Origin of the sequence: Arthrobacter sp. BE255, from assembly GCF_031457335.1 — a bacterium.
GTDB lineage: Bacteria > Actinomycetota > Actinomycetes > Actinomycetales > Micrococcaceae > Arthrobacter.
In genome coordinates this window covers 329,562-353,542 of record NZ_JAVDWK010000001.1, presented here as the reverse complement: position 1 = coordinate 353,542, position 23,981 = coordinate 329,562, and the positions used below count along the sequence as shown (strand labels likewise).

At 65.7% G+C, this 23,981-nt stretch carries 25 protein-coding genes and 1 riboswitch; of the genes, 13 read left to right on the top strand and 12 right to left on the bottom strand.

What is annotated here, in order from left to right; all coding sequences use genetic code 11:
- Together thiS and thiO are read right to left on the bottom strand one after the other, a co-directional pair.
- A complete protein-coding gene (gene thiS, locus J2X42_RS01695; RefSeq protein WP_310161535.1) occupies positions 1-237 on the bottom strand; it encodes a sulfur carrier protein ThiS in 237 nt (78 codons plus the stop codon).
- Positions 234-1,529, bottom strand: a complete 1,296-nt coding sequence (gene thiO, locus J2X42_RS01690; RefSeq protein WP_310161533.1) for a glycine oxidase ThiO — start codon at positions 1,527-1,529, stop codon at positions 234-236. Before thiO ends, thiS begins: the two co-directional genes overlap by 4 nt.
- Positions 1,522-1,641, bottom strand: a riboswitch (TPP riboswitch). (Overlaps the previous gene by 8 nt.)
- A 27-nt stretch (positions 1,642-1,668) precedes the next feature.
- Here thiO and thiE point away from each other — a divergent pair.
- The 4 genes from thiE (at position 1,669) to J2X42_RS01670 (ending at position 6,848) form a co-directional block, all read left to right on the top strand.
- Positions 1,669-2,400: a thiamine phosphate synthase gene (thiE, locus tag J2X42_RS01685; RefSeq protein WP_310161530.1), complete on the top strand. Its 732-nt coding sequence runs from the start codon at positions 1,669-1,671 to the stop codon at positions 2,398-2,400.
- Between the two features lie 62 nt (positions 2,401-2,462).
- The gene (locus tag J2X42_RS01680; protein ID WP_310161527.1) at positions 2,463-3,971 is read left to right on the top strand and encodes an RNB domain-containing ribonuclease; all 1,509 of its coding nucleotides are present in this window, start codon (positions 2,463-2,465) and stop codon (positions 3,969-3,971) included.
- Positions 3,972-4,257: 286 nt separating this feature from the next.
- Positions 4,258-5,958 (top strand): DEAD/DEAH box helicase, encoded by a 1,701-nt coding sequence (locus J2X42_RS01675; RefSeq protein ID WP_310161526.1) that lies wholly within the window; start codon positions 4,258-4,260, stop codon positions 5,956-5,958.
- An 8-nt stretch (positions 5,959-5,966) separates the two neighbouring features.
- The gene (locus J2X42_RS01670) at positions 5,967-6,848 is read left to right on the top strand and encodes a DNA methyltransferase (RefSeq protein ID WP_310161524.1); all 882 of its coding nucleotides are present in this window, start codon (positions 5,967-5,969) and stop codon (positions 6,846-6,848) included.
- A gap of 535 nt (positions 6,849-7,383) precedes the next feature.
- Here the strand turns inward: J2X42_RS01670 and J2X42_RS01665 are convergent.
- Positions 7,384-8,247 carry a PHP domain-containing protein gene (locus J2X42_RS01665; RefSeq protein ID WP_310161522.1) on the bottom strand — a complete coding sequence of 288 codons (864 nt, stop codon included), beginning with the start codon at positions 8,245-8,247 and terminating at the stop codon, positions 7,384-7,386.
- A 9-nt stretch (positions 8,248-8,256) separates the two neighbouring features.
- The gene (locus J2X42_RS01660) at positions 8,257-8,715 is read right to left on the bottom strand and encodes an ester cyclase (protein WP_310161520.1); all 459 of its coding nucleotides are present in this window, start codon (positions 8,713-8,715) and stop codon (positions 8,257-8,259) included.
- Positions 8,716-8,869: 154 nt separating this feature from the next.
- Here J2X42_RS01660 and J2X42_RS01655 point away from each other — a divergent pair, with 154 nt between their 5' ends.
- Positions 8,870-10,468 carry an aminopeptidase P family protein gene (locus tag J2X42_RS01655; RefSeq protein ID WP_310161518.1) on the top strand — a complete coding sequence of 533 codons (1,599 nt, stop codon included), beginning with the start codon at positions 8,870-8,872 and terminating at the stop codon, positions 10,466-10,468.
- Positions 10,469-10,562: 94 nt separating this feature from the next.
- Here J2X42_RS01655 and J2X42_RS01650 read toward each other — a convergent pair whose 3' ends face one another.
- Positions 10,563-11,474 carry a general stress protein gene (locus tag J2X42_RS01650; protein ID WP_310161516.1) on the bottom strand — a complete coding sequence of 304 codons (912 nt, stop codon included), beginning with the start codon at positions 11,472-11,474 and terminating at the stop codon, positions 10,563-10,565.
- A 77-nt stretch (positions 11,475-11,551) separates the two neighbouring features.
- Here J2X42_RS01650 and J2X42_RS01645 point away from each other — a divergent pair, with 77 nt between their 5' ends.
- The 3 genes from J2X42_RS01645 to J2X42_RS01635 are packed head-to-tail and all read left to right on the top strand — an operon-like array spanning position 11,552 to position 14,706.
- Positions 11,552-12,835 carry a magnesium transporter MgtE N-terminal domain-containing protein gene (locus tag J2X42_RS01645; RefSeq protein ID WP_131131437.1) on the top strand — a complete coding sequence of 428 codons (1,284 nt, stop codon included), beginning with the start codon at positions 11,552-11,554 and terminating at the stop codon, positions 12,833-12,835.
- Entirely contained in the window at positions 12,819-13,571 is a 753-nt protein-coding gene (locus tag J2X42_RS01640) for a DUF1003 domain-containing protein (RefSeq protein WP_310161513.1), read from the top strand. Before J2X42_RS01645 ends, J2X42_RS01640 begins: the two co-directional genes overlap by 17 nt.
- 7 nt (positions 13,572-13,578) lie before the next feature.
- A complete protein-coding gene (locus tag J2X42_RS01635) occupies positions 13,579-14,706 on the top strand; it encodes an Mrp/NBP35 family ATP-binding protein (protein ID WP_310161511.1) in 1,128 nt (375 codons plus the stop codon).
- A 16-nt stretch (positions 14,707-14,722) separates the two neighbouring features.
- Here the strand turns inward: J2X42_RS01635 and J2X42_RS01630 are convergent, their stop codons facing one another.
- The 3 genes from J2X42_RS01630 to sigE all read right to left on the bottom strand — a co-directional run bounded on the left by J2X42_RS01630 (position 14,723) and on the right by sigE (position 16,671).
- On the bottom strand, positions 14,723-15,133 hold the full coding sequence (locus J2X42_RS01630) for a Sec-independent protein translocase TatB (protein WP_310161509.1): 411 nt from the start codon (positions 15,131-15,133) through the stop codon (positions 14,723-14,725).
- A gap of 69 nt (positions 15,134-15,202) precedes the next feature.
- Positions 15,203-16,045 carry an anti-sigma factor gene (locus tag J2X42_RS01625; RefSeq protein ID WP_310161507.1) on the bottom strand — a complete coding sequence of 281 codons (843 nt, stop codon included), beginning with the start codon at positions 16,043-16,045 and terminating at the stop codon, positions 15,203-15,205.
- Positions 16,046-16,053: 8 nt separating this feature from the next.
- A complete protein-coding gene (gene sigE, locus J2X42_RS01620) occupies positions 16,054-16,671 on the bottom strand; it encodes an RNA polymerase sigma factor SigE (protein ID WP_310161506.1) in 618 nt (205 codons plus the stop codon).
- Between the two features lie 231 nt (positions 16,672-16,902).
- Between sigE and J2X42_RS01615 the strand changes: the two genes are divergently transcribed.
- Positions 16,903-17,535: an O-methyltransferase gene (locus J2X42_RS01615; RefSeq protein WP_310161504.1), complete on the top strand. Its 633-nt coding sequence runs from the start codon at positions 16,903-16,905 to the stop codon at positions 17,533-17,535.
- A 79-nt stretch (positions 17,536-17,614) separates the two neighbouring features.
- On the opposite strand, the gene J2X42_RS01610 is transcribed toward J2X42_RS01615, so the two are convergent.
- The 4 genes from J2X42_RS01610 to J2X42_RS01595 form a co-directional block, all read right to left on the bottom strand.
- Positions 17,615-17,782: a DUF3117 domain-containing protein gene (locus J2X42_RS01610; RefSeq protein ID WP_009357720.1), complete on the bottom strand. Its 168-nt coding sequence runs from the start codon at positions 17,780-17,782 to the stop codon at positions 17,615-17,617.
- Between the two features lie 234 nt (positions 17,783-18,016).
- On the bottom strand, positions 18,017-19,264 hold the full coding sequence (locus tag J2X42_RS01605) for a hypothetical protein (protein WP_396134000.1): 1,248 nt from the start codon (positions 19,262-19,264) through the stop codon (positions 18,017-18,019).
- Positions 19,261-19,677 (bottom strand): DivIVA domain-containing protein, encoded by a 417-nt coding sequence (locus J2X42_RS01600; RefSeq protein ID WP_310161502.1) that lies wholly within the window; start codon positions 19,675-19,677, stop codon positions 19,261-19,263. Before J2X42_RS01600 ends, J2X42_RS01605 begins: the two co-directional genes overlap by 4 nt.
- A 32-nt stretch (positions 19,678-19,709) precedes the next feature.
- A complete protein-coding gene (locus J2X42_RS01595) occupies positions 19,710-20,492 on the bottom strand; it encodes a TIGR00730 family Rossman fold protein (protein WP_310161499.1) in 783 nt (260 codons plus the stop codon).
- 116 nt (positions 20,493-20,608) lie between these two features.
- Here J2X42_RS01595 and J2X42_RS01590 point away from each other — a divergent pair, with 116 nt between their 5' ends.
- The 4 genes from J2X42_RS01590 (at position 20,609) to J2X42_RS01575 (ending at position 23,925) form a co-directional block, all read left to right on the top strand.
- Positions 20,609-21,364 carry an amino acid ABC transporter ATP-binding protein gene (locus J2X42_RS01590; RefSeq protein WP_104062136.1) on the top strand — a complete coding sequence of 252 codons (756 nt, stop codon included), beginning with the start codon at positions 20,609-20,611 and terminating at the stop codon, positions 21,362-21,364.
- Between the two features lie 72 nt (positions 21,365-21,436).
- Positions 21,437-22,321, top strand: coding sequence for a glutamate ABC transporter substrate-binding protein (locus J2X42_RS01585; RefSeq protein ID WP_310161493.1), 885 nt, complete (start codon positions 21,437-21,439; stop codon positions 22,319-22,321).
- 99 nt (positions 22,322-22,420) lie between these two features.
- Positions 22,421-23,071 (top strand): amino acid ABC transporter permease, encoded by a 651-nt coding sequence (locus J2X42_RS01580; RefSeq protein WP_310161490.1) that lies wholly within the window; start codon positions 22,421-22,423, stop codon positions 23,069-23,071.
- Positions 23,068-23,925 (top strand): amino acid ABC transporter permease, encoded by an 858-nt coding sequence (locus J2X42_RS01575; protein ID WP_310161485.1) that lies wholly within the window; start codon positions 23,068-23,070, stop codon positions 23,923-23,925. The genes J2X42_RS01580 and J2X42_RS01575 overlap by 4 nt, the downstream gene beginning before the upstream one ends.
- The last annotated feature ends 56 nt before the right edge of the window (positions 23,926-23,981 follow it).

Sequence of the window (23,981 nt, the reverse complement as noted above, 5' to 3'; positions counted from 1 at the left end):
TCAGCCTCCCTGGACTGCGGTGACCAGTTCGACGTCGTCACCGTCGGCGAGCGCCGTGACGTACCACTGGCTTCGGGGTACTACTTCGGAGTTGTGTGCGACGGCGACACCCAGTTTCCGGCCGTCCGTCGCCTGTCCGTTGGCGGCAAGGGGCCGGCCGGTGATCTGGCTGACCAGCGTGGTGATGGAGGCGCCGTCGGACACGGCGTGCTGTGTACCGTTGAGGGTGATGTTCATGCATGTTCCTTGATGGGTTGAACGGTGGAAGGGCGGCCGGAGAACCTGGCCGGGCTGAACGGGTGCCAACGCGGATCCGTCCGCCCGTCCATGAGATCCCGGCAGATGGTGGCCGCTGCGGGCGTCAGCAGCACCCCGTGGCGGAAGAAGCCGGTGGCCACGATGAGGCCGGGCACGTGTCCGCGGCTTTCAGGGAAGTTGACCCGGCCCAGCAGCGGCGCGTTGTCCGGCGTGGCGGGGCGGGCCCTGGCCGTGCTTTCCAGCAGCTCCAGCTCGGCGACGGCCGGCACCAGCACCTGGGCGTCGCGGAGCAGCTGGTAGACGCCGCCCGCCGAAACGCCGGCGGCGCCTCCGCCGCGCTCCGGGCCGGAAGCAGCCAGGGCGTCCTCGCGCTGGGTGGCCCCGATCACCACTGTGCCGTCACACCGCGGAACGATATACACCGGCACACCCCGGACCAGGCCACGGACGGTGGCAGTGACAAGCGGGCGGAGGTGGTCCGGGACGCGCAGCCGGAGGATATCCCCGTGCACCGGACGCAGCGGCAACCGGAGCCCGGCAGGCAATCCGTCCAGGGAGGCCGCGTGCAGCCCGTTGGCCACCACGGTTTCCCCGGCGGTCACCAGTCCCCCGCCCGCCAGCCTGGCGCCGGTGACCCGGCCGTCCTCCCACATCAGGGACGACGCGCGGTCGACGACGGCGAAAGCGTCGAGCGCTCCGGTGACGGCGGAACGTGGATCTTCCCCGTGGCTGGCCAACGCCTGACGCAGGCACGCCACAAGCTTGCGCGGGTCCACCTGGTGGTCGGCGGGAATGTCCAGGGCGCAGGAGATGGCAGGGCTCAGAAGCGGCTCGCGGCTCCTGGCTTCACGGACCGTCAGCGGTTCAACGTCCAGCCCGTGGGCCTGCTGTACGGCCCGCAGGTCCATCAGGGCCCGGCGGTCGGCGGCGTCCGCGCCGATGGCGAGCGTGGGTGTGGCCAGGTAGCCGGCGTCAGCCGCGGCGTCGCGGGCCAGGTCCGCGGCGAATGCCGGCCACAGCGCCGAGGATTCAAGCATCAGCTCCAGGAGGTCCTCCTCCTGGTAGTGCAGCTCGCTCACCGGGGCGAGCATGCCGGCCGCAGCCCAGCTGGCGCCGGAACCGGGGGCGTCATCAATGACCACCACCGAACGGCCCGAGCGTCTGGCCTCCCAGGCGATGCCGTGGCCGATCACGCCTCCACCGATAACGGCGACATCGGCTTGCAGCTCAGCGGGAGCCGCAGCGGACGGACTTCCGGTTGGGGGGAGCATCTGTTTCCTTCCCTACGCCGGTACTAGCCGGATCAGGTCAAGCGGTCGGCTCTGACGCCCTCTCAGCCCGGCCGCTTTATGACAGCTGCCACGGGCTCCCGCAGTACCTGCCCAGTTTAGAGGAACTAGTCTGGTTTCCATGAACCACGCCCTTTCCAACAGCACCGCCTTTTCCAACACCGCACTCCGGTCCGACGCCCTCAGCAGCGCCCGGCTGTACTTGTGCACGGATGCGCGAAAGGACCGCGGCGACTTCGCCGGGTTTGTGGATGCGGCCTTCGCCGGCGGGGTGGACATCATCCAGCTCCGCGACAAGACCATCGAGGCGGCCGAGGAACTTGAGCTGCTGGCAGTGCTGAAAGAGGCGGCCGAGCGCCACAGGCGGCTGTGGGCCGTGAACGACCGCGCCGACGTCGCGGTGCTGTCGGGGGCGCCGGTCTTCCATGTGGGCCAAAAGGACCTTCCGCTTGCTGCGGCACGTTCGCTCGTCCAGGACGCCGGCGTCATCGGGCTGTCCACCCACACCACCGCGCAGATCGACGGCGCCATCACCGCCTCCGCGGCCGCCGCCGGCGGACTCGACTATTTCTGTGTTGGACCGGTCTGGGCCACACCCACCAAACCCGGCCGGGCCGCCGTCGGGCTTGATCTTGTGAAGTATGCGGCGGAAGCGGTGAAGCGGGCCGGGTCCGCTTCCGGCGGGGCAACCGTGCCCTGGTTTGCCATCGGGGGCGTTGACCTGGGCAACGTGGAGCAGGTGGTGGAAGCGGGTGCCAGCAGGGTAGTGGTGGTCCGGGCCATCACCGAAGCCGCGGACCCTGCCGCGGCCGCGTCGGCGCTCCTGGCGGCCCTGGACGCCGCCGACTCCTAGGACTGCGGGCCGGGGGACCGATTGCGTGCATTATCGGCGAAAATCGGGCTACCCTGATTTTCGTGTCACATCATCGGTTGGCCCCTAACGTCCACGAGCACAACAATGCCCTCGAGGAGGCACTGGGCGCGCTGCGGACCGAACTGGAACTGCCGGGCGCCTATCCGGCAGACGCGGTCCGTGATGCCGAGGCAGCCGTCGCAGCCCGGCAGCTTCCGGACGCCGACCTGACCGGCGTTGACTTCCTCACCATCGATCCGGAGTCGTCCACCGATCTTGACCAGGCACTGTTCATTGAGCCGGCCGGAAGCGGTTACCGGGTTCTGTACGCCATCGCCGACGTTCCCGCTTTCGTAGCGCCCGGCGGTCCGCTGGACGCCGAGACCCGCCGCCGGGGACAGACGTTCTACGCGCCGGAAGGCCGAATCCCGCTGCATCCGGAGGTCATCAGCGAGGGGGCCGGAAGCCTCCTGGCAGGCCAGCTCTGCTCTGCCTTCGTCTGGGACTTCCAACTGGACCCGGCTGCCCAGGTGACCGCCGTGGCCGTCCAGAGGGCGCGTGTCCGCAGCCGGGCCAAACTCAGCTACAAGGGGGCGCAGGCCGAACTCGACGCCGGAACAGCTTCACCGGTGCTTCAGCTGCTGAAGGAAGTGGGCCTCAAACGCGTTGAGCTGGAACGGGAACGCGACGGCGCCAGCCTGAACATGCCCGAGCAGGAGATCGTCCAGCTTCCCGACGGCGGCTACCGGATCGCCGCGGCTCCGCAGCTCCCCGTGGAGGACTGGAACGCCCAGATCTCGCTGATGACCGGGATGGCCGCCGCCACGCTGATGCTCGAAGGCAAAGTCGGCATCCTGCGGACCATGCCGGCACCTGACGAACGGTCCCTGCGGCACTTCCGGCTGCAGACCGAGGCGCTGGGCAAACCCTGGGACGGAAAGGCCGGCTACGGGGAGTACCTCCGCACCCTCGACCCCACCGACCCCCGGCAACTGGCCATCATGCACTCGGCCGGAATGCTCTTCCGCGGTGCCAGCTACACGGCGTTCGACGGCGGGATCCCGGACGACGCCATCCAGTCCGCGATCGGGGCAGCCTACGCCCACACCACAGCCCCGCTCCGCCGCCTCGTGGACCGTTTTGTGCTGGTGATCTGCGACGCCCTCAGTAACGGCAGGGCCGTCCCGGGCTGGGCACGCGAGGCCCTGCCCTCCCTGCCCGGGATCATGGCCGGCTCCGACCAGCTGGCCGCCCGGATGGAGCGGCTGGCCCTGGACACCGTCGAAGCTGCCCTGCTGGTCAACCACGTCGGACAGGAATTCGACGCGATCGTCATTTCCGGGTCCAAGCCGCAGAAGGACGGGAATGAAAAGAGCGGCGGCAACGGCTCCAACGGAAATGGCAACGGCAATGGAAGGAACGGTAACGGCCCGTCCGGGATCATCCAGATAGCCGAACCCGCAGTCACCGCGCGCTGCGCCGGAGACCTCGAATCAGGCACGAAGGTCCGGGTCCGGCTTCTCTCCTCGGACATCGCCACGCGGGAAGTCCATTTCGAGCTGGTCAGTTAGCCGCAGGGCTGCCGAAGGGGCAAAGCCGGGATTAGGAGTCCTTGCCGGTAGACTGAAGAAGTAGATATGGATGCCCGGTCGTTGATTTCCTTGATTTTGAATTCAACAAGCCCGCCCCTACGCGATCTTGAGATACACCCGCTGGTCACCAGTGCCAGCATTAGATAGCCCGCGATCGGCTTCCACTGGATTTGCTTGCGCGCTTCGAGCGTGCTCCGGAACGGCCACGTTGGCCGGCCCGTTGAGCAGGCAGCGCCAATGCCCAAATGAATAAGGAAACTCCCCTGTGAGTGAATTGCATACCCACCAGCTCCTGATTGACGATTCCGGCACCGAGACCCTCGAGCCGGAAGAAACCATTATCTCGGATGAAAAGCCGCACGAGATCGAGGAGAAGTCCTTCGCCGACTTCAACGTCCGCGCCGATATCGTGGAGTCCCTGGCCGACGCCGGGATCACCCACCCGTTCCCGATCCAGGCCATGACCCTGCCGGTGGCGCTCTCGGGCCATGACATCATCGGACAGGCCAAAACCGGTACCGGCAAAACCCTGGGCTTCGGCATCCCCGCGCTCCAGCGCGTGGTGGGCCGCGATGACCCCGGTTTCGACAAGCTCGCAGTGCCGGGCGCCCCGCAGGCCCTGGTAATTGTTCCTACCCGCGAACTTGCCGTGCAGGTGGCCAACGACCTCCAAACCGCCTCCCGCAAGCGCAATGCCCGCATCGCCACCATCTACGGCGGCCGCGCGTACGAGCCCCAGGTGGAGGCCCTGCAGAACGGCGTCGAAGTGGTCGTCGGCACCCCCGGCCGCCTGATCGACCTCTACAAGCAGAAGCACCTGAGCCTGAAGAACGTCAAGATCGTCATCCTGGACGAAGCCGACGAGATGCTGGACCTCGGCTTCCTGCCGGACGTCGAGACCCTGATCGCCGGTACTCCTGCGGTACGCCAGACGCTCCTGTTCTCCGCCACCATGCCCGGCCCGGTCATCGCCATGGCCCGCCGCTACATGACCCAGCCCACCCACATCCGTGCGGCCGACCCCGACGACGAGGGCCTGACCAAGCGCGACATCCGCCAGCTCATCTACCGCGCCCACAGCATGGACAAGATCGAGGTAGTTGCCCGCATCCTGCAGGCCAGGGGCCGTGGCCGGACCATCATCTTCACCAAGACCAAGCGGACCGCCGCGAAGGTGGCCGAGGAACTGGTGGACCGCGGCTTCGCGGCCGCCGCCATCCACGGCGACCTGGGCCAGGGCGCACGCGAGCAGGCGCTCCGGGCTTTCCGCAACAACAAGGTCGACGTCCTGGTGGCCACCGACGTCGCCGCCCGCGGCATCGACGTCGACGACGTCACCCACGTCATCAACTACCAGTGCGTCGAAGACGAAAAGATCTACCTGCACCGCGTGGGCCGCACCGGCCGCGCCGGCAACAAGGGCACCGCCGTCACGTTTGTGGACTGGGACGACATGCCCCGCTGGGGCCTCATCAACAAGGCACTGGGCCTGAGCGTCCCCGAGCCGGTCGAGACGTACTCCTCCTCACCGCACCTCTACGAAGAGCTCGACATCCCGGAGGGAACCAAGGGCCGCCTGCCCCGCAACAAGCGGACCCTCGCCGGCGTTGACGCCGAAGTCCTTGAGGACCTGGGCGAAACGGGCAAGAAGAACTCCCGCTCCGGCGGACGCGACGGCGCAAAAGACAGCGGACGCGACGCCGGACGTGACGGCAGCCGCGACCGCGCACGGTCATCCAGCCGCCGCGCCGGGTCGGAAACGGCAGGCCGCTCGGGCGAGCGCCGCCGTCGTACCTCCGACGCGGCGACCGCCGGCACCGGTCCCGCCGCGGAACCGGCAGCATCAGCCCCGGCCGACGGCGACCAGTCACGGACGCGCCGCAGCCGGACCCGCACCCGCCGCCGCAACGGCGAAGTGGTGGCCGGCGGCGACAACGGCACGCAGCCGGGCAGCGCCGAGGCCTAAAAGCCTCAATGACTGAATCTGTCTGGGCGCCGGACGGCAGCAACCTGGTGGTACACGCGGACAACGCGGAATTCCTCCCCACGCTGCCGGACGGCGCCTTCACACTCATTTACGTGGACCCGCCGTTCAACACCGGACGGGCCCAGCAGCGCCAGGAAACGCGGATGGTGGTCAACGCCGAAGGCTCGGGCGACCGCGTGGGCTTCAAGGGGCGGTCCTACGACACCATCAAGGGCGCCCTGCACCGGTACGACGACGCGTTCAGCGATTACTGGTCGTTCCTGGAGCCCCGGCTGGTGGAGGCCTGGCGCCTGCTGGCGGACGACGGCACCCTCTACCTCCACCTGGACTACCGGGAAGTCCACTACGCCAAGGTGATGCTGGACGCCATCTTCGGCCGGGAATGTTTCCTGAACGAGATCATCTGGGCGTATGACTACGGCGCCCGGGCCAAGTACCGCTGGCCCACCAAACACGACAACATCCTCGTGTACGTCAAAAACCCGGCGAAGTACCATTTCGACAGCGCCGAGGTGGACCGCGAGCCGTACATGGCCCCCGGCCTTGTTACGCCTGCCAAACGGGAACTCGGAAAACTGCCTACCGATGTCTGGTGGCACACCATCGTCTCCCCCACGGGCAAGGAAAAGACGGGCTACCCCACGCAGAAGCCCGAGGGCCTCGTCCGTCGCGTGGTGGCCGCTTCAAGTCGTCCCGGGGACTGGTGCCTGGACTTCTTCGCGGGCTCGGGAACGCTCGGCGCCGTGGCGGCCAAGCTGGACCGGAAGTTCGTGTGCGTGGACCAGAACCAGCCGGCAATCGATGTGATGGCGAAGCGGCTGGGTGCCAAGGCAACATTCACCTCGTACCCGCCCACTGAGTCGCAGTAAGTGTCGTTTTGAGCGCCCAAAACGACACTTAGTGCGACTTACTTTCGTCAGTGAGCTGCCTCGCAGGCGTCTTCCATCAGTTGGATTCCATGCTCGACCTGCCGATGCACCAGGACCTTCCCCTCCGAATCGCAAATGGCATTGACTAGCAGGGCGACGCCATCGCCACTCTGAAAATTCCCGTCTTCGCCAGGCAGACCAAAGCCCTGGACCGTTCCTGGCGGAACAAAGACCCAGGCCTCAGGGGCGCCCGGGAAGACACTGGGAAGCCAAGCCCAGTTGCCGACCAAGATCGGACCGTCTGTGCAGACGGCCCCGCAAGCAGCCGGCGGCCGGCTCACGTTCTCGCAGTGCAGGGCCTGCGCTGCTGCGGCGGGAACAAACATAAAAGCTGCGGCAAGGCCAGCCGCGGCGAGTGACTTCCTAAACATGGTTTCTCTCCGTCTACCGTAAAAAATGTTGCATGGCGACGAGACCTTTTTTGGGTTCCAAACCACCCTCAGTACGCGCAACATTACTCAGCCGGGACTGCCCGTCAAGACGCTGTAGCTGCTCCGCGAACCACCGGCGTCCCGGTGGCAAGCTCCTCGATCCGGGCCAGCACTTCCGGCGCCGTCAGGTTCTCCCCCAGCAGGTTTGGTTTGCCTGTGCCGTGGTAGTCGGACGAACCCGTAACCAGCAGTCCATGCTTGGCAGCAAGGCTCCGGAGGAACGTCCGGCCTTCCTCCGGATTGTCCCGGTGGTCGATCTCCAGGCCAACCAGGCCGGCGTCGATCATCTCCCGGTACGTGCGCTCCCCCACGATCCGGCCCCGCGCGGAAGCGACCGGGTGGGCAAACACCGGGACACCACCTGCGGCACGGACCAGTTCGACGGCGGTGGCCGGATCAGGTGCGTAATGCTGGACGAAGTACCGTGAATGCGATGTCAGGATGGACGTGAATGCCTCGGAACGGTCCGCCACGACACCGGCCGCCACCAGGGCATCCGCGATGTGGGGCCGCCCCAGGGTTGCGCCGGGCGCCACATGGTGGATCACGTCGTCCCACGTCAGCGGGTAGTCCTCCGCGAGCAGGGTGACCATACGCTCGGCGCGGGTGAGGCGGGCGTCCTTGGCCTTGGTGATCTCCTCCAGCAGCCCCGGGTGGTCCGGATCGTGCAGGTAGCTCAGCAGGTGCACGCTGATCCCCTGCCCAGTCCGGCAGGAAACCTCCATGCCGGGAACAAACGCGACGCCGGCTTGCACGGCGGCCAGCGACGCTTCGGCCCAGCCGTCCGTGGAGTCATGGTCGGTCAGCGCGACGACGTCCAGCCCCGCACGGGCGGCGGAGGCCATCACATCGGCGGGGGTTTCCGTGCCGTCGGAAACATTGGAGTGGGCATGCAGGTCGATCCTCACCTGCCCAGCCTAGTTGACCGCGTTCGCGCCGGTATTACCCCCCTCAGTCCCGGGCAACCTGACCACGCCGAGCTGCTGCATTAAGCCCAGGTCATCCCTGCTGGACCAATGCTCAACGATTCGCCCATTCTCGATGCGATGAATCGCCACGGCACTCTCCCGCAGATTCGCACCGGTGGCAGGGAGCGGACCGGGAAGGTCGCCGGTGTGGGTTCCGAATGCAGTCAGACGGGTTACGACGCGGTCCCCCTCAGCGACCTGGTCCTCTATCTCGTGCCGTCCAGGGGTGGCTGTCCAAAAGATGCCGAAGGCCACCTTGAGTCCTTCGCGTCCGCCGGGCAACCCGGGAAACGGCGGGTTATGGTCAAGGTAGTCTTCAGCGACCAAATCATCCATCGCATCAATATTGCCCGCATCGATCTCTGCGTAGAACCGCCGAACCAGAGCCTTGTTGTCATTCGATTCCATGGCCGTCTTCCCGTTGCACGGAAGCCTGCGATGCGCATGGCATTCGCCGTGAAGTGCAATCGTAAACCCGCGCGGCTGTCGTGGGCGATGGGCGCCGGCCGCGAGCCCACGCCCCTTGTCGCCCGTGCATGTCCGCTGATGAGACGATGGTGCGGTGAACGATGCCGAAAACACCCTGAACTCTGCTTCCCAGCCCCTCGACGAGCGCGTCAACAACCGCTCGCAGCGGCCCAGTTCCGATGCCTTCAAGGCCTTTATGGCCAGCAACTGGGCGCCATCCAGCCAGGAACTGCCAACCCGCGACGCAGTCGCCAGCTTCGCCGCGATCCGGCGAAGGGCCATCTCTGACCAGTTCAAAGGCGAACGCCTGGTCATTCCCGCGGGCCCGCTGAAGGTCCGCTCCAACGACTGCGACTACCGCTTCCGTCCGCACTCCGGATTCGCGCACCTCACCGGTCTGGGCCTGGACCATGAGCCGGACGCCGTGCTCATCCTGGAACCGGCCGGCGAAGGAAAGGGCGACGACGGCGGGAACCACCACGCCACGCTGTACTTCCGCCCCCTGGCCGGCCGGGACACCGAGCAGTTCTACGCAGACTCGCGCTCCGGCGAGTTCTGGATCGGGGCCCGCCCTACCCTCGCCGAGTTTGAAGCCCGTCTGGGCCTGCCCACCGCGCACATCGACGCGCTCGAAACCGCGATCACCAAGAACGTGGGGGCCCCCGAGATCGGCGGCATCTCCATCCGCCTGGTCCGCAAGGTGGACGAGAACATCGACGCCCTGGTGGACACAGCCCGTTACAACACGGCCAAGGACCCGGACAACCTGGACCTCGTCGTCCTCGACGCGCTGGATGAAAAACTGTCCGAAGCCCTGTCCGAGCTCCGCCTCCTGAAGGACGAGTGGGAGGTTGAGCAGATGAAGATTGCCGTCGCAGCGACGGTCGAAGGCTTTGTCGAGGTGGTCAAATCACTCCCCCGCGCCCTGACCCATGCCCGCGGCGAGCGGGTTGTGGAAGGCGCCTTCTTCGCCCGTGCCCGCGAAGTGGGCAACGAACTGGGCTACGACACCATTGCCGCTTCGGGCAACAACGCCACCGTGCTGCACTGGACCCGCAACACCGGCAGCATCAGCGCCGGTGAGCTGCTGCTCCTCGACGCCGGTGTGGAGGCCGACTCCCTGTACACCGCCGACGTCACCAGGACCCTGCCGGCCAACGGCACGTTCACCGACGTCCAGCGGAAGGTCTACGAAGCGGTCCTCGACGCCGCCGACGCGGGATTCGCCGCGGCCCGGCCCGGAACCAAGTTCCGGGACATCCACACGGCGGCCACCACGGTGCTGGCCGAACGCCTGGCAGAGTGGGGCCTGCTCCCGGTGAGCGTGGAGGAAGCCGTCAGCCATGAGGGCCAGCAGCACCGCCGCTGGATGCCGCACGGCACCAGCCACCACCTTGGGCTGGATGTGCACGACTGCGCCCAGGCCAAGCGGGAGCTGTACCTTGATGGCGTCCTCACCGAAGGCATGGTCTTCACCATCGAACCGGGCCTGTACTTCAAGAACGAGGACCTGCACATTCCGGCGGAATACCGCGGCATCGGCGTCCGGATCGAGGACGACATCCTGATGACTGCCGACGGCCCCGTCAACCTGAGCGCCGCGCTGCCCCGCAAGGCAGACGACGTCGAGTCCTGGATGGCGGGCATCTACCGGGAAGCAGACGGCGAAGGCAGCCAGCACTCCCCCGCATAACCGCACAATCCGGATAAGCGCGAACGGACACTTAAGCCCCGGGGCTTAAGTGTCCGTTCGCGCTTAAGGGTTCGCGCTGAGTGGAGCGGGGCGGCTATGAGCCCGCTTCGTCCCGGCTACGCTCAGGTGCCGCTCCGGGCTGTCCGGCGTCCTGGCGTTCGTCACCAGGAGCTGCATTGTTGCCGGCGGGGGCGGGCGCAGGGTTATCGCTGACGCGGACGCCGTACTGTGGCCGGCCGTCCGGGAGGTCAGGGTAACGGACCGCTGCCGCGGGTGCCGGAGCCGGCTGCGCCGGGGTTTCGGCGGGCTGGCCGGGCTGCGCGGCCGCAGCCGGGGTGCCCTGCGTGCCGGGACCCTGCTGGCCGTAGGGATCGTTCCAACTGGCTGGCCGCACCGGGGGCTGGCCCTGCTGCGGGCCCGGCTGCTGCCCGGGCTGCTGGTACGGCTGGTTGTAGTAGTCGGCCTGCGTGTGGGGCCTGGGGCCGGCAGCCGCATCGGACCGCGTCATGGGCAACTGCTGGAGCAGGCGCCGGGCCTCGTGGGCTGCCTCGACCGACACCACGACGTCATAGTTGGTGGCCACGACCTGGCTGGTCGAGGTGAAGTCGCGCTTTCCCCGCTGCATGGCATAGGTGACGATGCCGAACAGCATAAAGAACGCCGCACCCATCAGCACGGAGGTCAGGATGGAGAAGTATCCGGGCGAAGGAGCGAAGAAGGACAGCATCACGCCCACAAACAAACCGAACCACATGCCGCTAAGAGCCCCGGACAACGCAACGCGGGGGTAGCTGAGGCGTCCCGTGACACGCTCCACCATCTTGAGCTCGTTGCCCACGATGGACACCATCTGGACCGGGAACTGCTGGTCAGCGAGGTAGTCCACAGCCTTTTGGGCATCCAGGTAGGACGTGTAGGAACCGACGGTGTCACCAGTGGGGACGGTGCGGGACTCGTCCACGCCGTTGGGCCCGCCGGCCTTGGGAGCACCAAAAATGTTTGACATACCTCCATTCTTGCCCATCAGCATGTGTGCGGCCTGTAAATTCAGCTAAAAGAGAGCAGACTCGGTAGCCTGTAGACGTGAGCACAAATCTTTCGCGCGTCTTTGTGGCGCGCCTTCTGGGTCTTGACGTCTTCGACCCGCTGGGCGACCGTCTGGGCAGGTTGCGCGATGTTGTGGTGCTCTCGCGTGGAAGCCGGGGTGCCCCCCACGTGGTGGGTATCGTCGTCGAAGTTCCGGGAAAGAAGCGCGTTTTTGTGCCGATGACGCGCATTACGTCAATCGACCAGACCCAGATCATCTGCACCGGCCTGGTCAACCTCCGGCGCTTTGAGCAGCGTGGTGCCGAGACGCTGGTGGTCGCTGAGATGTTTGACCGTCGGGTGACCCTCCGGGATGGCAGCGGAGACGCCACCATCGAGGACATCGCCATGGACCAGCACCGTTCCCGGGACTGGTTCGTCAGCAAGCTGTTCGTCCGCCGCGGCCATTCGCTCTCGCCGCTCAGCCGGCTGCGCCGCAACGAAACCATGATCATTGACTGGGCGGACGCCCTGCAGGGAGCCCGCACGGAGCCGCAGGCCGCCACCCAGTTCGTCGCCAACCACGAGGACCTGAAACCGGCCGACTTCGCCGAGGCCCTGCAGGAAATGAGCGACAAGCGCCGCTTCGAGGTGGCCAGCGAGCTCCAGGATGAACGGCTCGCCGACGTCCTGCAGGAGCTCCCCGAGGATGACCAGGTGGAAATCCTCTCGGCCCTGGACGTCCAGCGAGCCGCCGACGTCCTGGAAGAGATGGACCCGGACGACGCCGCCGACCTCCTGGGCGAACTGCCCACCGCGCAGGCCGAAGAACTGCTGCAGCTCATGGAGCCCGAAGGCGCCGAAGACGTCCGACGCCTGCTCGAATATGACGAGGACACCGCCGGCGGCCTGATGACGCCGGTTCCGGTGATCCTGCCCCCTGAAGCGACGGTGGCCGAGGCACTGGCCCACGTCCGGCGCGAGGAACTCTCCCCTGCCCTCGCATCTTCCATCTTCATCGCCAGGCCCCCGCTCGAGACCCCCACCGGCCGCTTCCTGGGCGTGGTGCACATCCAGCAGCTCCTGCGCTTCCCGCCGTTCGAGCCCCTGGGCAACCTGGTGGACAAGAATCTTGAGCCGTTGTCGGACCAGGCCCACATCAGCGAGGTGGCCAGGACCCTGGCTACCTATAACCTGAACTCCCTCCCTGTCGTGAATGACGACGGCCGGCTTGTGGGGGCGGTGACTGTTGATGACGTATTGGATCATCTGTTACCGGATGATTGGCGCGCCCATGATGGCGAAGCCCCGATAAGAAGGCTCGGTGGCCGCATTGGCTGACAACAGCGCTCCCAAGAATCCCGGCCAGCGCGGCACGGGCAAGACGGCAACCAAAGGAAGCCTCGACACACCCCTGAGCGGCCGCAAGCGGATCCTGCCCAAATTCTCCCCGGACCCGGACGCCTTCGGCCACGCCACCGAGGGTTTTGCCCGGTTCATGGGCACGCCGCAGTTCCTGGTGTATATGACAATTTTCGTTGTCATCTGGCTGGTCTGGAACACGTGGGCACCCCTTGAGTGGCAGTTCGACTCCCGCGCCCTCGGCTACACGCTGCTGACCCTGATGCTCTCGCTGCAGGCGTCCTATGCCGCGCCGCTGCTGCTGCTCGCCCAGAACCGCCAGGATGACCGCGACCGCGTCTCGCTGCAGCAGGACCGCCAACGTGCAGAACGGAACCTGTCCGACACCGAATACCTGACCCGTGAGCTTGCTTCGCTGCGGATTGCGCTCCGCGAAGTGGCCACCCGCGATTATGTCCGGGCCGAGCTGCGCTCCCTGCTGGAGGACATGCTGGAGGCGCAGGAGGAACTGCGCACCCACGACCCCTCGGGAACCGGCAGCCACGAATCGCCGCGCGACAAGGTCAAGGAGAAGCTGAAGGAGAAGAGGGACCGGCAGCGGAATCCCCGCACGCAGCAGATCCCCAGGGTCAAGCCCAGCCACGTTGCCCCGAACCCCGGCGTGCCGCCACAGCCCGCACCCCCCGAAAGCCGCCCAACCCCGGAAGCCGAGTAACGCCTGCATGACTGAAACCCTCACCCAGGCGGTCAACGCTGCCTTGGCCACCGTCATCGATCCTGAGCTCCGCCGCCCCATCACGGAGCTGGGCATGGTGGAATCGGTGGAGATTTCCGACGACGGCCGCGTCCGCCTGGCTGTACTGCTCACCATCGCCGGTTGTCCCCTGCGGGACACGATTACGGCCGACTCGGAAAAGGCGCTGTCCTCGGTTCCCGGCGTCACCGCCGTCGACGTTGAGCTGAAGGTCATGAGCCAGGCCCAGCGGGACGCCCTGAAGGAGCAGCTCCGCGGCGCAGGTGGCCAGCGCGGAATTCCTTTCAACCAGCCCGGTTCGCTGACCAAGGTTTTTGCCGTGGCCAGCGGCAAGGGCGGCGTGGGGAAGTCGTCCGTCACCGTCAACCTTGCCTGCGCCCTCGCCGCGCAGGGACTTAGGGTGGGGATCGTCGATGCCGACGTCTACGGTTTCTCGGTTCCCGCCCTGATGGGCATCACCCAGGCTCCCACGAGGGTGGACGACATGATCCTGCCCCCGGTGGCCTACGGCGTCAAAGTCATTTCCATCGGAATGTTCGTCACGGGGAACCAGCCGGTCGCCTGGCGCGGTCCCATGCTCCACCGCGCGCTGGAGCAGTTCCTCACCGACGTCTACTTCGGTGACCTGGACGCGCTCTTCCTTGACCTTCCGCCCGGCACCGGTGATATCGCCATCTCAGTGGCCCAGCTGCTGCCGAAGGCGGAAATCCTGGTGGTCACGACGCCCCAGGCCGCCGCCGCAGACGTTGCCGAGCGCGCCGGCGCCATCGCCACCCAGACGGGTCAGTCAGTCGCCGGAGTGATCGAGAATATGTCGTACCTGGAAATGCCCGACGGCGGCAGGATGGACCTGTTCGGAAGCGGCGGCGGGGCGGTCCTCGCCGAGCGGCTGACGGCAACGGTGGGTTCGGACGTGCCGCTGCTGGGCCAGATACCGCTGGACATCCTCCTGCGCCAGGGAGGCGACGCCGGCTCACCGATCGTCCTGGGCCAGCCGGAGACGCCGGCGGCTGTGGCGCTCGTTGACATTGCCGGCAAGCTGGCGGCAAAGCCGCGTGGACTGACCGGGATGAAACTGGGGCTGCGGCCGCGCTGACAGCCGTGGTGTGTTCCTAGGTGGCCTCAGTGTCGAAAGGCGCGGCTTCGCCGGCAGGCAGCTGCTGGACTACACGCTCCGGGCGGGATGAGGGCTTTGAGGTGCCGGCAGCGACGGCTGCGGTTCCGGCTACGGCTGCCACAGCGGGTGCCCCTGCACTGACCGGCTTGGTGTCGTCGTCGAGCAGCGCTTCCTTGATGATGCGGCGTGGATCGTATTGGCGGGGGTCGTACTTCTTCCAGTCGACCTCGTCGATGTCGATCCCCACCTCCTCCTTGATCTGCTCGCGCGCGCCGGAGGCCATGCGGCGGACTTCCTTCACCAGGTTCGCAAGTTTTTGGGTGTATTCGGGCAGCCGTTTGGGGCCGATCACCAGGATGCCGATGATCAGCAGAAGGAAGAACTCCGGGCCGTTGATTCCAAACACTTTAGGAAGATTACCCTCTCCGGGGTCGTGCTGACGATTCCCGCAGGCGGGGGGCCGTTACAGCCAGGTTTAAGGCGTCAGAATCCGGGCAATTTTCTCCAGGCCCCGCTGCAGCCGTTCACTGAACGGCTCCGAGGGTCCGCTGCCGGCCGCCGGCGGCTCCGGCGCCGCTCCCGCCCTGATCCCGGCATTGGCCAGCGCGCTGAGCCGTTGCAGGACAGGGACGGCGTCATCGGCGCGGTCTGCCGGAAGGTCGGACTCGTAGGTGATGGTGCTGCCGAGGGACCGGACGACTGCTGTCCAGGGGGCAGAGCTCCTGACCGACACGCCGCCGTCGGTGGTGGCCGCTCCGCCGTGCTGTTCGAGGACTTTGGCGTAGTGCTCGCCGTCCGACAGCTTCATCTCAACAGCGGGAACGCCGTCGAGGGTTGTCGCCCTGGCCGAGAGGATGTGGAACCCCATGGACTCCAGCCCAGGACACACCCATCCCTCCGTGCGCAGCCCTGCCAGCTGCTCGGCGCTCAGCTCGCGCCCGTCGGCCGGCACGTTGGCGGACTGCTGGACGAAAGAGCCCGCTGCAGCATTGGCAGCCATCGGCAGCGGGTCGCCGGCCAGTGCGAAGGCGCCAGCGGCAAGGACCCCGACAGCCGCCGCTGTCCCGCCGGCGGCCAGGGCAACGATCTTTGCTCCCCGGTGTGGACTTCGTGACGGCTCGCAGGGGGCCATGGCCAGCGCATGGGTCTGCTGCAGGAGGCGGGCGGTCAGCTCCTGGCTGGCAGGCGGGATGGCCGCCTCACGGAGCCGTTCTATGTACTGCCGCTCGCGGTGCACCGCGGAGGCGCATTCCGGGCAGCTCCTGACATGGCTGTCGTTCCGGGGATGCCTTCGGAATAGCGGGTTGTCGGAAGTCATGGGGCCGATCAGAGAATGCTGGCGATGCGGGGCAGCGAAAGCTTCGGCTTGCGCGAGTGCTGCGGGCGGGGATCCCGGTGCGCGAGCTTCTCACGCAGCATGGTCCGGCCGCGGTGGATGCGTGAACGCACAGTACCCAGCTTGACGCCGAGTGCCGCTGCCACTTCGTCGTAGGACAGGCCCTCGAGGTCGCAGAGCACCACTGCGGCGCGGAAGTCCGGCGGGAGTTCCTCCAGCGCTGCCTGCACATCGAGGTCGAGGTTGTTCAGTTCGAAGCTCTGTTCGGGCCCGGGTTCGCGGCCCGGGATGCGGGACTCCGCGTCCTCGGCCAGCGCGTCGAAACGGATGCGGGTCTTGCGCCGTGCCTGGTCCAGGAACAGGTTGGTGGTGATCCGGTGCAGCCAGCCGTCCAGCGTACCGGGCTTGAAGTTCTCCAGTGACCTAAAGACCCGGACAAAGACTTCCTGGGTCAGGTCCTCGGCGTCGAACTTGTTACCGGTCAGGCGGTAGGCCAGCCGGTAGACCTTCGCGGAATGGTTGGCAACCACTTCTTCCCAGGTGGGCCGGACCCATTCAACCGCGGAATCTTGTGACGCAGGGACAGGTGCCACAACTGATGCTGACATCGTCCACTCCCCTCGTGGATAAGCTAACGCCCGGATACTGCTGACATCTCTGGTTCGGCGCCGATCACCATATGGATGAGCGGATCTCCATCATTTCAAAGTTGGCTGGGAATTTCCTGATTGGCCGGCCTCTTCTGCCAAAGGCGCAACCCCGGCATCCGGCAGCGGCGCCTCCGGACACAGTAGGCTGTATTCAACACTCCCCTGCCGCCCAGAAAGCGAAAATCATCCATGAGCGCCGACAAGTCCACGAGCTGGTCCTATGCAGAAGATCTGCCCGCAGAGGATGAAGTCATGCTTCGTGCACGCGAGCGCTCCTTTGAGCTGGGAGTAACCCCGATCGGACGCGGCGTGGGAGCTGTACTGACGGTGCTGGCGGCATCGTCCAAGGCGCAGACCGCCGTCGAAATTGGTACCGGCGCCGGCGTCTCCGGCGTCTGCCTCCTGCGCGGCCTGGGACCCCAGTCCGTCCTGACCACCATCGACGTCGACGTTGAGCACCTGAAAGCGGCCCGCGAGGCCTTCGCCGAAGCGGGCAGCCCCGCCAACCGGACGCGCACCATTTCCGGCCGGGCCGGCGATGTCCTGCCGCGGCTGACCGACGCCGCCTACGACCTCGTCTTCATCGACGCTGACAAGCCGGGGCTGCCGGGTTATGTGGACCAGGCCATCCGCCTGCTGAAGTCCCGCGGGCTGCTGATTATCAACGACGCCCTGGACAAAGACCGCGTGGCCAACCCCGCGAACAGGGATGCCACCACCGTGGTGCTCCGCCAGGTGGGAAAAACCATCCGTGACGACGAGCGGCTCGCCGCCACCATGCTTCCCACGGGCGACGGCCTGCTGGTCGCGGTCAAGAAATAGACGCCGCCGGGAAATAGGCCCGGCCTTCAAAAAGGCCAGGGCCCGCAGCCCGGAGGCTGCGGACCCTGGCCCGGCGCAATTATTCGGTAACGCCGACGAGGCATTCCTTGAGGTTTGCCGCTTCCGCTGCATTGAGTTCAACAACAAGCCGTCCGCCGCCTTCGAGCGGCACACGCATAATCAGGCTGCGGCCCTCCTTGGTGACTTCCATAGGGCCGTCGCCGGTGCGTGGTTTCATAGCCGCCATGAGGAATTTCCCCTCCAATTAGTCCCAGGACTTACCAGCCCGGACGGGCTGTGTCCGCATGGTCAATCAAGCCGCTATGGCGGCACGTATGGGCACCGCCATGGCTGAACATCTTCTGAATGCTTTTGTCCTTGCTTACTTACTATTATCCCGTAATTACCCGCACGTAGCTAATCGATGGACATTTACCGCCGCGTCGCTTTCCTGCACTTCGCTGCCCGGGGCCGCAGGAAATCACGGCGGATAGTCGCCTCCGCCAGGCAGCTGCGCCCACGCCCACAGCCAGACAATCCAGACGATCTGCAAAAGAATAAACATTACAATTACCGCGCCGCGGTAGGCCCGTGAACGGGACATCACAGCAGCGCCGAGTGCCAGCGGGAACAGCGGAAGCAACATCCTGAACGTGCTGGTCTGGGGATGCAGGAACAGCAGTAGATATGCCATGTAGCAGGCGCACCACAAACGCAGTTCAACCCCGAGTTTCACTGCCGGCGGGCTGAACAGCATCAGGGCGAACAGCCCGGCGAAGACGAACGGCGCCAACACTCCCAGAACCGGACCGAACAGCTGGATGCCGGTATCGAACCACGGCTTGAACGGCACCAGGTCGTGTCCCCGCCAGACAGTTTCCGTCTTGGTGTACGCCTCGATATCACCTGTCGTGGCCCACGCCGCCGCCGGCCAGATCAGCGCGGCGGCCCCGCTGAGGGCGGTAAGGGCTGCGAGGCCACCCAGTTCCCGCGGGCTGTGGACCTGGGGGCTGCTTCCTCGGCTGCGCTGCACCAGCCGGTAAGCAAACAGCAGCCCCACCAGCGCAGCGAACGGCACCCCCACAGGCCTGGAAAGGCACATCAGCAGCACCACGGGCATCGCCACGTAGTACTGCCGCCGGATGACCAGCAGCAGCGCGGCAGACAGGAGGAGGATCGTCAGCGGCTCCGCGTAGGGCACCTGCAGTATGCCGGAAACGGGGAACGTCGCGAAGAACGCAACCGCCCACATGGCCGTGCTGTGCTGCGCCTTATGGCGGAACAGGCTGTAGATCACCAGCGCGGCCCCCAGCCCGGAGAGCATGGCAACGATTGTCAGCGCGGCCGCCGGGGCAACGCCTGTCAGTGTCGACAGGGTCCGGCCCAGGAAGGGGAAGAGCGGATAGAACGCCCAGGCGTTTTCCTGGACGTTTCCAGCGGCATCGACCGGCAGTACCGCCGGGTAGCCGTTGCTGATGACTTCGCCGTACCACCGCGCGTCCCAGATATTGATGAAGTTCCAGTAGTCGGGCTTCGCGGGGAACCAAGGGTTCGTGCCCTGCTGCAGGGCGGCGGCCATGAAGATGCACGCGCTGGCCAGCCTGGCCGCCACATAGAGGGCTGAGACCTGGACCCACCAGGGCCACCGGCGCATTGCGTCTCCGGCGCGCACGGCAAGGACGCTGATCGAGCCGGCGGGTCCTGGCCTGCTCCCGGTGTCAGTAGTCAAGCCCCGGCCTCCGACGCGCCCCGGTCCTGGACTTCGGCAAGTTGCTCCGGGTCCGCCGGTTGCTCGGGCGGGTGCTGGGCTTCGGACAGCCGCGCCTTTAACCGCTCCACTTCTTCGCGCTTGGCTGCCAGCTGGTCGCGAAGGTCATCAAGGACCTGGTCCACCTGGTCCATGCGGTAGCCCCGCAGGCCCAGGGAAAAGCGGACACGGTCGACGTCGGCCGGCGCCGCGTCAGCGGGGAGCAGGACCGGAGGAAGGTTGGCCACTGGCTGCTCGAAGCCGCTGTCGAAGAGTCCGCTTTCCCGGACCCCGCCCGGGCGGCCGCGCCAGGACACGCCGCTTTTGGCGCCGGCACCCGCCCACACGACGGCGCCGACCAGCGCGATGGCAAGGAAAACCAGGAAGAAGCTCACAGCATCAATCGTGCCAGATCAGCGGTCACCTTCTATTCGGGCCGCTGCTCCCCGTTGGACGGTGCCCGGACAGTGCCGTGGAGCACCCGGTCCACCGCGTCGGCCGGGTCATCAACCACCTGGATCAGGTCCAGGTCCTTTTCCGAAACCATGCCTTCGGCCACGAGCGTGCCCTTGATCCACTCGATCATGGGGCCCCAGAAGGCAACTCCGAGCAGGACGATGGGGAACGACGTGACCTTCCGTGTCTGGACAAGCACCATCGCTTCAAACAGCTCGTCCAGCGTGCCCAGCCCTCCGGGGAGGACGATGAACCCCTGGGCATACTTCACGAACATGGTCTTCCGCGCAAAGAAGTAACGGAAGTTGATGCCCAGATCCACCCACTGGTTGAGGCCCTGTTCGAACGGAAGCTCAATGCCGAGCCCTACGGAAACGCCGTTTCCTTCAACGGTCCCCCGGTTGGCGGCCTCCATGGAGCCGGGTCCGCCGCCGGTAATCACCGCCACGCCGGCTTCCGCCAAGTGGCGGCCCACGGCTACGCCCATCTCGTAATAGGGGCTCCCCGGCTTGGTCCGGGCCGAACCGAAGACACTGACTGCCGGGCCGAGGTCCGCCAATGCGCCAAAGCCTTCAACGAACTCGCTCTGGATCCGCAGTACACGCCATGGATCGCTGTGGACGAACTGCCCGGCGCCTTTGGTGTCAAGCAAATGCTGGTCAGACATTTCCACGGCCGCCTGCTTGCGGCGAAGTTCAAGGGGCCCCTTACGGCGCGGCTGGGTGGTTTTGGCCGGATCTGCGTTGATGCTCATCCCCCAAGGCTAGCGCCACGGCCGGTCCACAAGCGGCAGGTATCTCTTGAATCACGATCCGCATGAACTTGGCGTGATTCCCGTCATATCCAGTCTTTGTTCGCTAGATTCTTCTTATGACTACTCATGTGCCCGGCGATGCGCTCGTCTCCCTGAATGGTGTGAATAAGCATTACGGTCAGCTGCACGTCCTCAAGGACATCAACCTCCACGTCCGCAAAGGCGAAGTGGTTGTTGTCATCGGTCCGTCAGGCTCCGGCAAGTCCACGCTGTGCCGTGCCATCAACCGCCTGGAAACCATCGAGGGCGGCACTATCAGCATTGATGGGAAGGTGCTGCCGGAGGAGGGGAAGGAACTGGCCCAGCTCCGCGCCGACGTCGGCATGGTTTTCCAGTCCTTCAACCTGTTTGCCCACAAGACCATCCTCGAGAATGTGACGCTGGGGCCCATCAAGGTCAAGGGCGTGGCCAAGGCCCAGGCCGACAAGGAGGCCATGGCTTTGCTTGAACGCGTGGGCGTGGGCCACCAGGCACCCAAGCTCCCTGCGCAGCTTTCCGGCGGCCAGCAGCAGCGTGTGGCCATCGCCCGCGCACTGGCGATGAAACCGAAGGTCATGCTCTTTGACGAGCCCACCTCGGCCCTGGACCCCGAGATGATCAACGAAGTCCTTGATGTCATGATCCAGCTGGCCAAGGAGGGCATGACCATGGTGGTGGTCACCCACGAAATGGGCTTTGCCCGGAAGGCCGCGGACCGCGTGGTCTTCATGGCCGACGGCCAGATCGTCGAAGATGCCAAGCCCGAAGAATTCTTCACCAACCCCAAGAGCGACCGGGCCAAGGACTTCCTGTCCAAGCTGCTCACGCACTGAGTTTCCTCCGAACGCACACACTCCAGTTCGCACCCAGGCCGTGACCCACGGCCGACCAATGAAAGGAATGTCATGAAGGCATTTATGACCCGGCGTAAGTCGTTCCTCGTGGCGGCTACCGCTGCCCTGGCGCTGTCCCTGAGCGCATGTGGCGGCTCAACCCCTGGCACAAGCAATCCCACCGTTGCCGAGAAGCCGACGTTCGCTGCAGGCACCACGATGGCGAAGCTGGCCTCCGCCGGCACCATCAAGATCGGCACGAAGTACGACCAGCCGCTCTTCGGCCAGGTGGGCCTGGATGGCAAGCCTGTTGGCTTCGACGTCGAGATGGGCAAGCTGATTGCCGCCAAGCTCGGCATCGCAGCGGACAAGATCGAATGGTCCGAGACCGTTTCCGCCAACCGCGAACCGTTCATTGAGCAGGGCAAGGTTGACCTTGTCATCGCCACCTACACCATCAACGACAAGCGCAAGCAGGTTGTCAGCTTCGCGGGTCCCTACTACGAGGCCGGCCAGGCCCTGATGGTCAACAAGGACAACACCTCGATCAAGAAGCCCGAAGACGTCAAGGGCAAGAAGGTCTGCTCCGTGACGGGCTCCACCCCCGCTGCCACGATTGTGGACAAGTACGGCGCCGAACTGGTTCCGGCCGCCACGTACTCCGCCTGCCTCGAGCCGCTGCGCAACAAGCAGGTTGAAGCCATCACCACCGACAACGTCATCCTTGCCGGCTTCGTGGACAAAGAGCCGGACGCCTTCAAGCTGGCCTCTGACGAAACCTTCACCAAGGAGCCTTACGGCATCGGCCTGAAGAAGGACGACACCGAGTTCCGCAACTGGATCAACGACCAGCTGGAAGCATTTGACAAGGACGGGTCCTACAAGAAGGCCTGGGAAGCAACCGCAGGCACGGTCATCAAGACTGCACCGGCACTTCCGGCCATCAACCGTTACTAGGTAACAACGGCGGTTTTCCGGGGGATTCGTTGCGTTGCGGATCCCCCGGAAACCGCCACCTCCTTTTTCGACCGCCTACGCCCAGAGCCGAAGGATCCTATGGAAGTCATCATTGAAAACCTCCCGCTGTATTGGGAAGGCCTTCTCCGCACTCTTTTCCTGTCTGTCGTCTCCGGGATCATCGCGCTTATCGTCGGAACACTCCTGGCGGCAGCCCGGGTTTCCCCCGTTGCAGCACTCCGTGGATTCAGCACCGTGTATGTGGAAGTCCTCCGGAACACCCCCCTGACCATTGCCTTCTTCTTCGCAGCGATCGTCCTGCCCCGCCTCGGCGTGACATTCCAGCAGTTCGAGGTTGCAGCCATCATCGCCCTCAGCGCCTACACAGCGGCCTTCATCGCCGAAGCCGTCCGCTCAGGCGTGAACAGCGTCCCTCTCGGCCAGGCGGAGGCCGCACGCAGCATCGGCATGAAGTTCGGCCAAGTGCTTTCCCTCATCATCCTGCCGCAGGCTCTCCGGACGGTGATCCCGCCGCTGATCAACATCCTGATTGCCCTCGTGAAGAACTCCTCCGTCGCCGGTGCGTTCTTTGTCCTTGAACTGTTCGGCTACGGCCGCCAGATGGCCAACGCCAACGGTGACCAGGTCATGGCCGTGCTTCTGGGCGTGGCGTTCTTCTATCTGCTCCTCACCATTCCGCTGGGCGTCCTGGCCAGCACGGTGGAACGAAAGGTGGCGATTGCCCGATGACTTCAGTCCTCTACGACGTTCCCGGCCCCAAAGCCCGCCGGGTTTCACTGATCGGTTCCGTCATCGGTTCAGTGCTGATCCTGGGCCTGCTTGCATTTATTGTGATGACGCTGGCCCAGCAGGGCATCTTTGAAGGACGCCGCTGGGCGATCTTCACCCGGGCCGATGTCTGGACGCTTCTCGGAAACGGTATCGGCGCCACGCTCAGTGCGGCCGCCATCGCCGCGGTCATCGCCTTCCCGCTGGGCCTGATGCTCTGCCTGCTGCGTATCTCCCTCGTCGCCTGGATCCGGATCCCCACCCGGGTGGTGCTGGAGTTCCTGCGCGGCATGCCGGTTGTCCTGATGATGCTGTTCGTCCTGCTGGTGTTTGGTACGAGTTCCTTCATCGCGGTGATTGCCGGGCTTGTCCTGTACAACGCAGCCATCTTCGCGGAGATCATCCGTGCAGGCATCCAGTCCCTGCCCAAGGGGCAGCGGGAGGCCGGCCTGACCATCGGCCTGACAAGCTTCCAGTCCCGGATGCTTATCGAGCTGCCGCAGGCCGTCCGCCGGATGATGCCATCGCTGGTTGCCCAGCTCGTGGTGCTCCTGAAGGACACCTCGCTTGGGTACATCGTGGCTTACGGCGAGCTCCTGCGGGCCGTCCAGGTCATGGCCGACTTCCTGGGTAACGCGTTCCTGTTCCCCATCTTCTTTGTCGCCGCAGCGATCTACATTGCGATCAACATCTGCGTGTCCCGGCTCGCGGTATGGATCGAGCGCCGCGGTTCCAACAAGGCCGCCGGCGGCGTGGCCAAGGCACCAACCGCCGTCGTGGCACCGGAACTGCCGGACGTAACCGAACGCAAGTAACCATTCCCACTGCACAAACAGAAGGGTCCGCAGCCTGCAGGCTGCGGACCCTTCTG